General features: G+C 66.4%; 10 protein-coding genes. 6 read left to right on the plus strand and 4 right to left on the minus strand.

Annotation, left to right across the window (positions count from 1 at the left end; all coding sequences use genetic code 11):
- Positions 1–101 precede the first annotated feature (101 nt).
- The 5 genes from AKN83_RS29550 to AKN83_RS29570 all read left to right on the plus strand — a co-directional run bounded on the left by AKN83_RS29550 (position 102) and on the right by AKN83_RS29570 (position 8,391).
- Complete coding sequence (locus AKN83_RS29550) at positions 102–4,364, plus strand: autotransporter domain-containing protein (protein WP_063695586.1); 4,263 nt, start codon at positions 102–104, stop codon at positions 4,362–4,364.
- Positions 4,365–4,483: 119 nt separating this feature from the next.
- Entirely contained in the window at positions 4,484–5,566 is a 1,083-nt protein-coding gene (locus tag AKN83_RS29555; protein ID WP_050404602.1) for a zinc-binding dehydrogenase, read from the plus strand.
- A 78-nt stretch (positions 5,567–5,644) separates the two neighbouring features.
- A complete protein-coding gene (locus AKN83_RS29560; RefSeq protein ID WP_050404601.1) occupies positions 5,645–6,403 on the plus strand; it encodes an SDR family NAD(P)-dependent oxidoreductase in 759 nt (252 codons plus the stop codon).
- 4 nt (positions 6,404–6,407) lie between these two features.
- Positions 6,408–7,667, plus strand: a complete 1,260-nt coding sequence (locus AKN83_RS29565; protein WP_050404600.1) for an NAD(P)/FAD-dependent oxidoreductase — start codon at positions 6,408–6,410, stop codon at positions 7,665–7,667.
- Between the two features lie 55 nt (positions 7,668–7,722).
- Positions 7,723–8,391 carry an amino acid ABC transporter permease gene (locus AKN83_RS29570; protein ID WP_050404599.1) on the plus strand — a complete coding sequence of 223 codons (669 nt, stop codon included), beginning with the start codon at positions 7,723–7,725 and terminating at the stop codon, positions 8,389–8,391.
- A 61-nt stretch (positions 8,392–8,452) separates the two neighbouring features.
- Here the strand turns inward: AKN83_RS29570 and AKN83_RS29575 are convergent, their stop codons facing one another.
- Positions 8,453–9,328 (minus strand): transporter substrate-binding domain-containing protein, encoded by an 876-nt coding sequence (locus AKN83_RS29575; protein WP_050404598.1) that lies wholly within the window; start codon positions 9,326–9,328, stop codon positions 8,453–8,455.
- Between the two features lie 342 nt (positions 9,329–9,670).
- Positions 9,671–10,618: a polyphosphate kinase 2 gene (ppk2, locus tag AKN83_RS29580; protein WP_050404597.1), complete on the minus strand. Its 948-nt coding sequence runs from the start codon at positions 10,616–10,618 to the stop codon at positions 9,671–9,673.
- Between the two features lie 148 nt (positions 10,619–10,766).
- Between ppk2 and AKN83_RS29585 the strand changes: the two genes are divergently transcribed.
- Positions 10,767–11,939, plus strand: coding sequence for a fumarylacetoacetate hydrolase family protein (locus tag AKN83_RS29585; protein ID WP_050404596.1), 1,173 nt, complete (start codon positions 10,767–10,769; stop codon positions 11,937–11,939).
- Between the two features lie 87 nt (positions 11,940–12,026).
- Here AKN83_RS29585 and AKN83_RS41460 read toward each other — a convergent pair whose 3' ends face one another.
- Both AKN83_RS41460 and AKN83_RS29595 read right to left on the minus strand, forming a co-directional pair.
- Positions 12,027–12,197: a hypothetical protein gene (locus tag AKN83_RS41460; RefSeq protein WP_244522152.1), complete on the minus strand. Its 171-nt coding sequence runs from the start codon at positions 12,195–12,197 to the stop codon at positions 12,027–12,029.
- A 170-nt stretch (positions 12,198–12,367) separates the two neighbouring features.
- A complete protein-coding gene (locus tag AKN83_RS29595) occupies positions 12,368–14,002 on the minus strand; it encodes a Spy/CpxP family protein refolding chaperone (protein ID WP_063695587.1) in 1,635 nt (544 codons plus the stop codon).
- Positions 14,003–14,269 lie beyond the last annotated feature (267 nt).

The raw sequence follows: 14,269 nt of genomic DNA on the forward strand, positions 1-14,269 counted from the left end.
TAGCCCATTCGGGTCAAGCCGCGTCCGCGCGGCGCTATCGATTTGGGGCTGGGGCAATGCGAGAGTGGGGCTGCGCGCGAATCCGTCTGCGAGGCTGGTTGATGGTCGCGATCATCCTTTCAACCGCTCTGCTCGCCGGGCCGGTTGTCGCACAAAACGGCGGCGCCGGCGGCGAGGGTAACTATCAGTCGACAGGACAATATGGCGGTGCCGGCGGCATTCCCGGTGTGAGCGGTGGCGTCGGCGGCGACGGCGGCGCTCCGAATCGCTCATGCCAATGCACCGGTGGTGGTGGCGGCGGCGGCGCTGAGGGCGCCGCCGGAGGTGCCGGCGGCCCCGGCGGGAATAACGCCTCTCCCGGCGGCGGTGCCGGTGGCGCGGCCGGACAGGATGGCGTTGCTGGAACGATCGGTTCATTTACCGCGAGTGGTGGTGGCGGTGGCGGCGGCGGGCTCAGCGGAACGTCCAGCGCGACGCTGAACAACACCGGGATAGTGATGGGCGGCAATGGCGGCAGGGGCGGCGACGGTGGCGTCAACGCCTCGAACCCTTCAGCCCAAATCGCTGGCGGCGGCGGTGGTGGTGGTGCGGGCGGCAGTGCATTCACCATCACCGGCGCAGGAATCCACTCAAACAGCGGCAGCATCACAGGCGGCAATGGCGGTGCGGGCGGTGCCGGCGATGTCGGTGGCGGCGGCGGTGACGGCGGCAGCGGCATCGTCTTCAGTGCGCCAGGCGCAACGATCAGGAATTCCGGCTCGATCTCGGGTGGCGCGGGCGGTGGTGGCGGCGCGCAGGTGTCCGATGTCGACGCGAATCAAGGCGAGCCGTCCACCGGCGGCACGCGGGGGAAGCCCGGTGCAGCAGGCACGGGCGGTTCCGGAATCGTCGGTAGCGGCTTGACCATCATCAACAGCGGAACGATCACCGGTGGCGGCGGCCCGGGTGCGCAGGGCAACGCGATCGGCTTCACCGGCGGAGCCAATACGCTGACGTCGATCGGTGGAACGCTCAGTGGCAATCTTGCGATTGCAAATGGTGTCGGCGCCAGCCTGACGTTCCTGCAAACCAGCGCGGCCGGCGCGTCGGGCGATGTCACCATCTCCGGCATCACGGGCCTCAATGGCTTGGCCACCGACGCCTCGGTTGCCGTCAAGCTGGATGGTGGGCGCTCGCTGATCGTCACCGGTGCCAGCACCTACACCGGCGGCACCTCGGTGAGCGACGGATCGACGCTCGTCATCCGCAACAGCAATGCACTCGGCAGCGGCACGCTGAAGATGGGCGAGACGCTTGCCGGTCTCACCAGGCTGGTGCTGGACGGCAACGGCGTCAACATCGCCAACACCATCGTCATCAACAGCGATCCCATCATCACCGTCGCCGCCGGTACCACAAACGCGATGTCGGGGCCTATCAGCGGTGCCGGCGATATCGTGCTCAACGGGGGCGGCAGGCTGGTGCTGTCCGGAGCGAATACATATACCGGCGGCACCACGATCTGCGGCACTGCGTGCGGCGTTGCCGGCGGCAGCAGCGTGCTGCTAGTCGGCGTCGACACCGTGGGTACGCCGGGCGCGATCGTCTCGTCGGCGATCGGCACCGGCCTGCTGAGCTTCGACGGCGGGACGCTGCAGGCCGGCGGCAACTACACGATCGCGAACAACGCACAGGTCAACGCTACCGGCGGCAGCATCGACGGCAACGGATCCACCTTCACTTACTCGGGCAACATTGGCGGCGCCGGTGGACTGTCAGTGCTGGGCGCTTCGGCCTTCGTCGGCCGTGTGGTGTTGACAGGCTCCAACACCTATGCCGGCGGAACCACGATCTGCAATTGCGCAACGCTGCAACTCGGCGACGCCAGCCACACCGCCTCGATCGTCGGCGAAGTCGCTGTCAACGGCAGGTTCGAGATCGTCAACGCCAACACGGCGGGCATCACCAAGATCGTCAACGACGGCTCCAACGGCGCCAGCACGACGTTCCACAATTCCACGACGGCGTCGACGGCCGTGATCGTCAACCGGAATTTCGGCGCCACGGTGTTTCGCGACAGCAGCACCGCGGGCAATTCCACCATTACCAATGGTGACAACACCAATGGTAACAACGTCGGCTCGACGTATTTCCTCGAATTTTCGTCGGCGGCGTCGGCGAAGATGACGACGTCCGCCACCGGCTATATAAGTTTCTTCCAGAGCAGCACCGCGGCGAACGCGACCATCGACAACAGCGGCGTGACCTATTTCGGCCCGTTCGGCGAGGCGACCGAAGCGCCGACCGCAGGCAACGCGACGATCACCAACCGGTCCGGCGGCGCGCTGATCTTTGCCGCATATGCGACGGCCGGAAACGCCATGATCACGACCGAGAGCGGCGCGAGCGTCAAGTTCGTCGACAACGCGACCGGCGGTGCCGCGCAGTTCATCACCCAGGGAACCGGCTATGTCGACTTCGGCGGCAGCCTTGGGCCGAACGGTGATGGTCGCATCACCGCAGGTTCGATCGCGGGCTCGGGCACTTACTACATCGGTGGGGGCAACACGCTCGCGGTCGGTGGCAACAATCTCTCGACAGTCGTCAGCGGCGTGATCGCGGATTCCAATCCCTGCGGTTGCGGCCCGGCCGGGCCTGGCAATCTGGAAAAGACCGGCAGTGGCACGCTGACTCTCTCGGGTGTCAACGCCTATACCGGAACCACCGTTGTCAATGGCGGCATTCTGCAGGTCGATGGCTCGATCGTGTCGTCGAGTTCAGTCACGGTGAACTCAGGCGGTGCGCTCTCCGGCATCGGCACTGTCGGCAATACGACGATCGCGAGCGGTGGCATTTTGCTGCCAGGCAATGCGACACCGGGCACATTCCTCAACGTGGCGGGCAATGTCGCCTTCCAGTCTGGTGCGCTGTATCTGGTCGGCCTCAATGCGACCGCCGCCACATCAGCCAAGGTGACCGGTACCGCGGCGCTTGCCGGATCGGTGGGTGTCAGCATCGCTGCCGGCAGCACGATCGCCAGGCAATACACCATCCTGTCGGCGGCCGGCGGTCGCAACGGCGTGTTCGCCGGTGTCGCTTCAACAGGGTTGCCGTCGGGTCTGGTTGCAACGCTCGGTTACGACGCAAACAATGCCTATCTCAATTTCGCGCTCGATTACGCCGTGAAATCGAAGCTCAACGTCAACCAGAGCAACGTTGCCGCGACGCTGCAGAACTTCTTTAGTGGCAATGGCGGCATCAACGTGGCTTATGCGGGACTCTCGCCGAACGGCCTGACCCAGGCCTCGGGCGAGGGGGCGACCGGATCGCAGCAGGCGACGTTCAACGCGATGAACCAGTTCCTAGGTCTGCTGACCGATCCGTTCGTCGCCGAGCGCGATGGTGGTTTCGGTAGTGGCGCGAGCGCTACGCCGTTTGCCGAGGAGAGCGCGTCGCTGGCGTACGCGGCGCGCACGACCGAGCCACGCGATGCGCTGGCCGCGATTTACGCCAAGGCACCGCCGCCGCTGCAGCCCGACTTCGAGCAGCGCTGGAGCATCTGGACAGCGGGCTATGGCGGTTCGCAGACCACCAGCGGCAATGCGGTGCTCGGCTCGAACAACACCAGCAGCAGCGTTTACGGCACCGCGGTCGGAGCCGACTACCGCTTCTCGCCGAACACCATTGCGGGCTTTGCGCTCGCCGGCGGTGCTACCAGCTTCAGCACCAACGGTCTCGGTTGGGGTCGCTCCGACCTGTTCCAGGCCGGCGCGTTCGTTCGCCACACCGTCGGCGCGGCGTATCTGAGCGCCGCGCTCGCCTATGGCTGGCAGGACATCACCACCGACCGCATCGTGACCGCCGCGGGCGTCGACCACCTGCGGGCGAACTTCAACGCCAATGCGTGGTCGGGCCGGCTCGAAGGCGGCTATCGTGCCGCCACGCCTTGGATCGGGCTGACACCTTACGCGGCGGCGCAATTCACCAGCTTCGAGCTGCCGGGCTATGCGGAGAGCGTGGTCGCCGGTGGCGGTGCCTTCGCGCTGAACTATGCGGCAAAGAGCGTTACCGACGTCAGGAGCGAACTTGGCATCCGCTCCGACAAATCCTTCGCGGTCGATGGCGGCATCGTGACGCTGCGCGGCCGCGTCGCCTGGGCGCACGACTTCAACCCGAACCGCAGCGCCGCGGCCGTGTTCCAGGCGCTGCCGGGGGCGGCCTTCGTGGTCAACAGTGCGGCGCAGGCCAGCGAGTCCGCGCTGACCACCGCCTCGGCGGAGATCAAGTGGCGCAACGGCTGGTCGGCGGCTGCGACTTTCGAGAGCGAATTCTCCAGCGTCACCCAGTCCTACGCCGGCAAGGGCGTTATGCGCTATACGTGGTGACCCTCCGTGCTATAGCCTCCCGCAGCGAACGCCTGTCGCGGACTTGATCCGCGACCATGTATTTCGCGAGACGAAATACGCATCAAAATGAGTGGGACAAAACCCACGCGGGAGGAAACATGCGCGCAGCGATCTTCAGAAACGGCGAGATTGTCGTCGACGAGATGCCGGAGCCGAAGCCGGGCGCCGGCCAGGTACTGGTCAAATCGCTCGCCTGCGGCATCTGCGGTTCCGATCTGCACGCACGCAAGCACGCCCACCGCATGGTGGAGCTGAGCAAGTTCCTGCCGGGCCGTACGCCGATGGACCTGTCGCGCGACGTCGTGTTCGGCCACGAGTTCTGCTGCGAGATCCTCGATTACGGCCCGGGCACCACGCGCAAGCTGAAGCCCGGCACGCGCGTTTGCTCGCTGCCGGCGCTGCTGACGCCGGAGGGCCCGAAGGGCATCGGCTATTCCAACGATTATCTCGGCGCCTATGCCGAGCAGATGCTGCTCAGCGAGCCGCTGCTGCTCGAAGTGCCGAACGGGCTTGCCGCCGAGCACGCCGCGCTCACCGAGCCGCTCGCGGTCGGCGTCCATGCGGTGGCGATGGCGAACATCAAGGGCGGCGAGGTGCCGCTAGTCATCGGCTGCGGGCCGGTCGGCCTTGCGGTGATCGCGGCGCTGAAGATCAGGGGACTCGGCCCGATCGTTGCCGCCGACTATTCGCCGGCGCGGCGCGCTCTCGCCGAGAAGATGGGCGCCGATGTCGTGGTCGATCCCGCCAGGACGCAGCCCTATGCGAGCTGGGCCGAGCACGCCCAGATGACCCAGGCGGAGAAGGCGGCGCGGCCGCCGATGCAGGCACTGCTGCCGCCGCTGAAGCCGGCGCTGATCTTCGAATGCGTCGGTGTGCCCGGGGTGTTGCAGCAGGTGTTCGAGGGCGCCCCGCGCAGCGCCCGAGTCGTGGTGGTCGGGGTCTGCATGGAGACCGACAAGTCCGAGCCGATGCTCGGCATCATCAAGGAGCTCAACGTCCAGTACGTGCTCGGCTACACGCCGGAGGAGTTCGCCTATTCGCTTCGGCTGATCGCGGAAGGCCAGGTCGATGCGGCATCGCTGGTCACCGGCCGCGTCGGCATCGACGGCGTCGCGCAGGCCTTTGCCGATCTCGCCAATCCCGAGGCGCACACCAAGATCCTCGTCGAGCCGTGGCGTTGAGTTGACGGCGCCGGTTTGCATTTCGCGACGCCGAACCTATAGTTCGCCGTCTCATATCGCACCGACAGCACGCACCTCATGCGCGTTTCAATCATCACGGGAGGCGGCTCCGGCATCGGCGCCGCCGTTGCACGCCGGCTTGCCGGCCCTGATCAGGGGCTGATGCTGCATGGCCAGGGCGCCGAAGCCAGCGGGCTCGCGCGGCTGAATTCGGTTGCGGAGGAATGCCGCAGCAAGGGCGCGAAGGTTGCGGTCTCTACCGGCGACCTCGCCGGGATCGGTGCGGGTACGTCGCTGGTCGAGGCTGCGCGCGCCGCGTTCGGGCCGATCGATGGCATCGTGCATGCCGCGGGCTTTGCCGACCGCCGCGAATTCGCCAGTCTGCCGCGCGAGGCGCTGGAGCGTGCCTTTGCCGTAATGGCGGCTGCATTTCATGAAATCGCGGCGGCTGCGCTGCCCGATCTCGCGCGCAACGCGCAAGGCCGCGTCGTCGCGGTATCGAGCTTCGGGCCGCATCGTTTTGTGCCTGGCGCCACCTATCCGGGATCGGCCGCCGCCAAGGCTGCGCTCGAAGTGCTGGTGAAGGCGCTGGCAATCGAGCTTGCCGCATCGGGCGCGACCTCCAATGCGGTGATGCCCGGCTATACGCGCAAGGATCCCGGCCTGTTCGGCGCGCTCGACACCGCGACCTGGGAGCGGGTGGCGAAGGCCAATCCGATGCAGCGGCTGGCCGAACCCGACGAGATCGCCGCGGTCGTCGCCTTCCTGCTGTCGCCGGAAGCGGGCCACATCACCGGCGCCACGCTGCCGGTCGATGGCGGTCTGACCTTGATGTGACGGCATGAGCGAAGCCGCGTCCGCACAACAGGTTGACGTCGTCGTGCTCGGCGCCGGCATGGTCGGCGTCTCTGCCGGCCTTGCCGCACGGCAGCGCGGGCACTCCGTCATCATCGTCGACCGCCGTGAGCCGGGCAGCGAGACCTCCTACGGCAATGCCGGCATCATCTCGTCCGGCTCGATCCTGCCGCTCAACACGCCATCGCTGCTGAAGAACCTGCCGAAATACCTCACCAACACGCATCCGGCGCTGCGCTGGAATCTTCCGTGGGCGGTCGCCAATGCCGGCTGGGTGATCCGCTTCCTCGCCGCAGCGACGCCGGCCCAGACCAAGCCGCGCGCCGCCGCGCTGCACGGCCTGATCGGGACGTCGCTGACGCTGCATCGCGACTGGATCGTGCAGGCGGGCGCCGGCCATCGCATCCGTGAGACCGGCTGGCTGAAGGCCTGGCGCGGCGACGGGCTCGCGGCCGCCAGGGCCGAGCAAGCGGCGCTCGCCGAATTCGGTATCAAAAGCGAAGTGCTCGATCGCCAGGCGATCTCCGCACTCGAGCCGAACATCATCCCTGCCTACAGCGTTGGCCTGCTGCACAGCCAGACGGCATCGGTCGATTCACCGGGCGCGGTGGTCAAGGCCTATGCGCAGATGCTCGCCGGCAACGGCGGCACGGTGCGGCAATCCGAGATCCGGCGGATCGCACAACAAGGCGCCGGCTGGCGCGTGCAGCTTGTCGACGGCGAGATCGCCGCGCGACATGTCGTGGTCGCGCTCGGGCCATGGTCGGCCGAACTGTTGCGGCCGCTCGGCTATCGCGTGCCGCTGGCATTCGAGCGCGGCTATCACCAGCATTTCGTGCCGAACCCGGCACGCAAATTGCTGCGGCCGATCCATGATGCGGAGGGCAGCTTCCTGATGACGCCGATGGAGCAGGGCGTTCGCGTCACCAGCGGCGTCGAGCTCACCGCGCGCGACGCGCCGTCGAACTATGCGCAGCTCGAGGCGGTGGTGCCGATGGCGCGCGAGGTGGTGGAATTTGGCGACGCGGTCGGCGAGCGCTGGCGCGGCGCGCGGCCGACGCTGCCCGACAGCCTGCCGATGATCGGCGAAGCGCCACGGCATCGCGGGCTCTGGCTCGCCTTCGGCAACCAGCATATCGGCTTCACCACCGGGCCCGGAACGGGTGCTGCGGTCGCGGCGATGATCGCAGGCGCCACGCCGCCGTTCGACGTGAGGGCGTTTTCGCCTGCCCGGTATATCGCGTGACTTGCGCGAGGCCGCCTGCGATGCTGGGCGTCATACGCGGCAACCGAGGGGCAGGATGAACTACGTCTGGGATTTCGGGATCCTCGCCAAGTACAGCCATCTGTTCTGGCTCGGGCTCGGCTGGACCGTGGCCTACACCATCGGCACCATCATCCTCGGCACCTTGATCGGCCTGATCGTCGGGATGCTGCGGCTGCGGCGCATTCCGGTGATCGACTGGCTGCTGATCGCCTATATCGAAACCTTCCGCTGCACGCCGCTGCTGGTGCAGATCATCTGGTTCTACTACGCGTTTCCGGTCGTGATCGGCGTCAACATCCCGGCGCATGTCGCAGCCGTCAGCGTGCTGTCGCTCTATGGCGGCGCGTTTTATGCCGAGATCGTCCGCGGCTCGATCGAGAGCGTGCCGGTCGGGCAGTGGGACGCGGCGAAGGCGCTCGGCTTCCGCGGCTGGCGGCTGATGCGGCTCGTGATCCTGCCGCAGGCGCTGAAACCGATGATGGCGCCCTACGTCAACCAGTCGGTGACGCAACTGAAGAACACCTCGCTGGTCTCGATCATCGCGGTGCCCGATCTCGTCTACAACGCCACCCTGATCAACGCCGACACCTACCGGCCGCTCGAGGTCTACACCATCGTGGCGGTGATCTACTTTGCGATCCTGTTTCCCTCGACGCTGGTGGCAAGGCGGCTGGAGCGCGGGCTGACCTACGACAAGGTCTGAGACGGCCCTTCTCGCTCTCCCCGCTCTTCGCGGGGAGAGGTGAGGCGGAGTCAGCCTGACGTCAGATATTCAGCTCCACCGGCACGTCCTCGGCCTTGACGCCGGCGAGGCCGAGGCCCTTGACGAACCATTCGCGCATCTGGCCGATGCCGCGATTGTAGTCGATCCACACCGAGAGGAAATCGCGCCACCGCTTGTCCTGTTCGCGCCGCACCGCCGTGCCGCTCGCGATCGTCACCGACGGCGAGGCCAGGATCTTGTAGGTGCCGAGGTTCGGGTTCTTGGCGATCGCGGTCAGCCCGAGCACCAGCGCATTGACCACGCAATCGACGCGGCCCGACGACATTTCCAGCATCACCTCGTCGCGCGACTTCAGCGACTTGATGGTGGCGTTCGGCGCAAAGCGCCGCGCCACGGCCTCGTTGGCCGAGCCGACGTCGACCGCGATCTTGACCTCGGGCTTGTTGATGTCGGCCCAGGTCTTGGCCTCCAGCCCCTTCTTCAGCATCGCGCCGAACGGATGCGGGAACACCAGGCTGGTGAAGTCCACCACCAGCGCCCGCTGCGGCGTCGGGTTGAGCGCAAAGCCGAGATCGATCTTGTTGGCCTGCAGATCGAGAATCGAATTGCCGTAGGTCGACTCGACATATTCCAGCTTGACGTCGAGCAGTTTGGCGAGGTCGTTCGCCATCTCGATCGAGAAGCCGGACCAGGTGCCGGTGGCGAGGTCCTTGTTGAAATACGGCAGCTCGCCCGGCAGCACCGCGATCCGCAGCACCTTGTTGGCGCGGATGCGATCCAGGGTGTTGTCGGCGGTCTGCGCCGAGGCCGGGGTTGCCATCGCGGCCGCGAGTGCTACGCCGCTGCCGATCCCGAGCGCATAGCGCAGCGCGTCGCGGCGATCTTCGGAAATTGCGATGTCGTCGGATTGAGTCAAGCGGGCCTCCCTGCACCAGATCGGGGAAGCCTAGCGTCGGTATCCGGCGCCAGCAAGGGCGCGGGCCTGCGCCCAAAGTAGGCGAGCCGAAGAGGAGATGCCTATCTCTTAGCCTGGCCCAGCTTGCGCCAAGCTATCGCATACAGCCGGCTTCCGCAGGGGCGCACTGCCAAAATATCGAAAACAACCCCATGCACAGTAGCCGGGGCGTACCTGCATTCGACACGTCGACTTGACATGTCGGGCAAATCAGTGGCACTATTCTATTATTCCGAAACTGCGCAGGTGCGGCCTTCCCCTCTCCCCGTGAGAGCGGGGGAGGAGAAATCGAGACTGCCCAGCTCAATACCGTCCCGGCACGTACATCTCCGGCGGGATCGGGCCGCGGTGATAATCGGGGTTGCGCACCCGCGGCGGCAGCACCACCGGTTGGTGGGCGACCTGCTGATAGGGAATCTGGCTGAGCAAATGCGAGATGCAGTTGAGCCGGGCGCGCTTCTTGTCGACGGCATCGACGATCCACCACGGCGAGTCCGGCAGGTGCGTGCGCTCCAGCATCGTCTCCTTGGCCTTGGTGTAGAGCTCCCAGCGGGTCCGCGCCTCGACGTCCATTGGGCTCAGCTTCCACTGCTTCAGCGGATCCTGGATCCGCATCGAGAAGCGGAACGCCTGCTCCTCGTCGGTGATCGAGAACCAGTATTTCAAGAGGATGGTGCCGGAGCGGATCAGCATACGCTCGAATTCCGGCACCGACTTGAAGAACTCCTCATACTGCTCGTCGGTGCAGAACCCCATCACCTTCTCGACGCCGGCGCGGTTGTACCAGCTGCGGTCGAACAGCACGATCTCGCCGCCGGCCGGCAGGTGCGAGACATAGCGCTGGAAGTACCATTGCGTGCGTTCGCGCTCGTTCGGTGCCGGCAGCGCCGCGACGCGGCAGATGCGCGGATTGAGCCGCTGGGTGATGCGCTTGATCACGCCGCCCTTGCCGGCGGAATCGCGGCCCTCGAACAGCACCACGACCTTCTGCTTCTCGTGCTGCACCCAGTCCTGCAGCTTGACCAGCTCGCCCTGCAGCCGCAGCAATTCGCGGAAGTAGAATTTGCGGTCGATCGACGGCTTGCCGGCGGCGCCGTCGTGGTCGAGCTCGTCGAGCCTCATGTCGTCGAGCTCGAGCTCGAGCTCCTCGTCGAGGCTGTCGGCCATCTCCTGATGGATGCGGGCGCGCAAGGCTTCGTCGCGGGAGGCTTCATCACGGGCGGCTTCGTCGGTGAGGTCGGAGGCGGTCATGAAGGTCCGTCTTTCAGTGTGTTAGATGGAGCGACGGAAGCATTGACGGGCGATGTTACCCCTCTATGACAACGGCATGACCGCTGTTTCACGCCAGCGCGCGGACTGTGCTATCAAGCGCTGACAAGATCAAAAAAAGGAGACGCCGATGATTTCGCTCACGCCAAAAGATATCCTGCCGGAGGACGGCACCGCCGGCACGCTGGTCGGACGGGTCTGGCTGCCGCAGGCCGGCGGCCCGGCCGTGGTCGCGGTGCGGGCGGACGGCGTGTTCGATGTCACCGCGCGTTTCCCGACCGTAAGCGCGTTGTGCGAGGAAGCCGATCCCGCGGCGGCGTTGCGCGGCACGCGCGGCGAGCGGATCGGCGATTTCGAGGCCATTCTCGCCAACACACCGCCCGACGGGCGCGACGTGACAAAACCGCATCTGCTCGCGCCGGTCGATTTGCAGGTGCTGAAAGCCGCCGGCGTCACCTTCGCGATCTCGATGCTGGAGCGGGTGATCGAGGAGCGGGCGCGCGGCAATCCGTCGTCGGCGGAGGCGATCCGCAAGGAGGTGGTGCGCCTGGTCGGCGACGATCTCTCCAAGTTGAAGCCCGGCTCCGAGCAGGCGATGCGGTTGAAGCAGGTGCTGATCGACCAGAACGCCTGGAGCCAGTACCTGGAGGTCGGCATCGGCCCCGACGCCGAAATCTTCACCAAGGCGCCGACGCTGTCCTCGGTCGGCACCGGCATGGATGCCGGGCTGCATCCGAAGTCGACCTGGAACAATCCGGAGCCGGAGGTGGTGCTGATCGTCTCCGCCGCCGGCAAGATCGTCGGCGCCGCGCTCGGCAACGACGTCAACCTGCGCGATTTCGAGGGCCGCTCCGCGCTGCTGCTGTCGAAGGCCAAGGACAACAACGCCTCCTGCGCGATCGGCCCGCTGCTCCGGCTGTTCGACGGGACCTTCTCGCTCGACGACGTCAGGAAGATGGATGTCGGCCTCACCGTGAAGGGCGCCGACGGCTTCGTGCTCGAGGGGCATTCTTCGATCAGCAAGATCAGCCGCGACCCAACCGATCTGGTCGCCCAGACCATCGGGCCCGTGCATCAATATCCCGATGGATTTGCGCTGTTCCTGGGCACGATGTTTGCGCCGGTCAAGGACCGCGACGCCAAGGGCGAGGGGTTCACCCACAAGCGCGACGACATCGTCACCATCGACGCGCCGCAGCTCGGCAAGCTCGTCAACCGCATGCGGGGCAGCGACGAATGCGAGCCATGGACCTTCGGCGTTGGCGCGTTGATGAAGAACCTGGCGCAGCGCAAGGTGCTGTGACGTAGAAACGTCGCGCGCAGGGTGTGTTGGACGGGCTCCGGCGCAACCCGTCCTGTCACGTGGCGATGCACGCCGCTCTGTGACGTGCTATACTTCGCTGCTGCCGCCCTCGTTGTCGAACATGTTCAGAAACCTGGGCGGCAGATCAATCGCATGCCGCAACTTGTGCGCGCGCAGATGCGCGAAACTCGGAGCGACCGCTTGTCGCGCCGTTATGTGAACCAGTTCATCCTCGTTCGCGCCGATCCGTTTCAGCATATGGGCTCGACGCGAACAGAAGGAGTCGCGGACATGAGCGAGCAGCCATCAAACGGAATGCCCGATTGGCTCACGACGGACATGCTGGTGATCGCCGTCGCACTGGTGATCATCGTGATGGGCATCTGGATCGCGCCGTAGCTGCGCGGCCTACGCGGCGATGCCGCGCCTTACAGGCCGATCATCCGGAAGATCATGCCTCCGATATTCGGGCCATGATGGTGGTGGCGCCGATGACGGCCTCGCGGAGGTTCGTCGTTGCCTGCGGCCATCGAGGTCCTGCCGCCGTCTTGCTCCGGGCCGACCGCGTCGAACGCGGCCTTCTGCTCGTCGCTGAGCGAGCCGTAGAAGGTGTCCAGCGCCGGACGCACCGTGCCGATCGCCTGAAGCATCGTGTCGAGCCTGGCTCCGACCGCTGCAAGGCGTGCCGGTGGCGTGCGCGCGTCGGTGGGCGGACAGGACGATTTCAAGATGTCCTCGGCTTTTGTCGCCGCGTCGCGCAGGGCATCAAGGCTCGCCCGCTGCGCGTCTGTTGGCTTGACGTCGCGTTCGATGACGTCACCGGGCCACGAGATGGCAGAAGGCTGCGCCGTGTTGCAGGTGGCGTTGTCCGACGTCGCCTCACGCTGGCCGCGGTGCTGATCGGCCACCAGCGCGGTCACCTTGGCTTTCTGGTCGTCGCTGAGCAGCCCGTAAAACTTCTCCAGCGCCGGCTGCAGAATGCCGACCGCGTCGCGCATCGCCTGAAGCCGCTGCTGCATCGCGGCGAGGCGGCTCGGTGCGGTCAGCGGCACGTCCTTGGGACACGAATTGAGGATGGTCGCGGACGCCTTCTGCGAAGCGTTGGCGAGGTCGTCGAGCGCGGCGCTCTGCTCCGCGTTGGGTTGAATGGCGCTGCGGAATTGCTCGATCGGGAAGCCCGCGATATCGCCTCTGTCGCTGCCGCACATGTCGGCAAGGGTGGTGGCTTGCGCGCGTGCGCTGGACCGGCCTGTTGTCGGCGGACCGGCGCGGCCGGGCAGGTAGTCGGCATAGCCGCTCAGGGCATCGTAGTCATAGGGACCGAACAGACCGGTGTAGAGGTCGCCATAGCCGTAATCCCAGAAGTACGGGTCATAGCCCCAGCCCCACCAGGTGTAGTCATAGAGATCGTAATAGGCATACGGCCAGAACACCGGGCCGACCCAGCCATAGCCGCCATGCGGATGGCGCCACCACCCGCCGTTTTGATGGCCCCAGGCTTGATGGCCCCAGGCAGCGCCGGCGGCGGCGGTCGTGATCGCGGCGCGCGTCATCGGGTTGCGCAGGCCGCCGGGTCTGCCCATCGCGGTTCTGATCTGGCGTGAGCCCAGCGAGCGTCCGACGACGTTCGCATTGTGCCGCATCGCGGCGGGTGAGGCGGCATGCCGGCCGGCGGCTATGCCCGGCGCGCTGCGTGCGGCGCGAGCGGCAGGACGGAATTGAGGGTGGTGCGCGCCGGCGCCGCTGAACCTCGTCCCGGCTCTTGCTGCGGGACGAATGGTGTGAAAGCCGCCGCCGCGCGGAGCGCTGGCGTGAAAGCCGCCGCCATGAAACCCGCCGCCGCCACCGCGAAATCCTCCGCCGCCGTGGAAACCGCCGCCACCATGAAATCCACCGCCGCCCCCATGGAAGCCGCCACCGCCATGACCTCCCCCTCCGCCACCATGGCCTCCGCCGCCGCGCGCGGCATCGGCACGACCTGCGAACAGCGCTGTCGATGCCGCCACTGCGATGATCGCGGCGAACGCCAACACGGCGTATTTGCTGCGGGCGCCCGTCAGCATGGGTTTCACCCTTCGAACAGTGATGCCTGATGTCAACATCGCACGCCGCCGCCGGGTTCCAGCGGCGATGCGGATATTTGCCGGATCGCCCTGGTGCCTATTGAACCGCGAACCATTCACCGCCGTCGTCCTGGCGTAAGCCAGGACCGATTACCCCAAATGGCAATCGTTGTGCGACACCGGGGCCACGATCCCGTTCATCACCGAATGCGATGGTTATGGGCCTGGCTTTCGCCAGGACGACACTGTGGTGTAGCTGCAGTTCGA

The organism is Bradyrhizobium embrapense (genome assembly GCF_001189235.2).
Classification (GTDB): Bacteria; Pseudomonadota; Alphaproteobacteria; order Rhizobiales; family Xanthobacteraceae; genus Bradyrhizobium; species Bradyrhizobium embrapense.

Coding starts and splice junctions, on each gene's coding strand:
- AKN83_RS29550 (WP_063695586.1), top strand. CDS start 102: ATGGTCGCGATCATCCTTTCAACCGCTCTGCTCGCCGGGCCGGTTGTC.
- AKN83_RS29555 (WP_050404602.1), top strand. CDS start 4,484: ATGCGCGCAGCGATCTTCAGAAACGGCGAGATTGTCGTCGACGAGATG.
- AKN83_RS29560 (WP_050404601.1), top strand. CDS start 5,645: ATGCGCGTTTCAATCATCACGGGAGGCGGCTCCGGCATCGGCGCCGCC.
- AKN83_RS29565 (WP_050404600.1), top strand. CDS start 6,408: ATGAGCGAAGCCGCGTCCGCACAACAGGTTGACGTCGTCGTGCTCGGC.
- AKN83_RS29570 (WP_050404599.1), top strand. CDS start 7,723: ATGAACTACGTCTGGGATTTCGGGATCCTCGCCAAGTACAGCCATCTG.
- ppk2 (WP_050404597.1), bottom strand. CDS start 10,618: ATGACCGCCTCCGACCTCACCGACGAAGCCGCCCGTGATGAAGCCTCC.
- AKN83_RS29585 (WP_050404596.1), top strand. CDS start 10,767: ATGATTTCGCTCACGCCAAAAGATATCCTGCCGGAGGACGGCACCGCC.
- AKN83_RS41460 (WP_244522152.1), bottom strand. CDS start 12,197: ATGCTGAAACGGATCGGCGCGAACGAGGATGAACTGGTTCACATAACG.
- AKN83_RS29595 (WP_063695587.1), bottom strand. CDS start 14,002: ATGCTGACGGGCGCCCGCAGCAAATACGCCGTGTTGGCGTTCGCCGCG.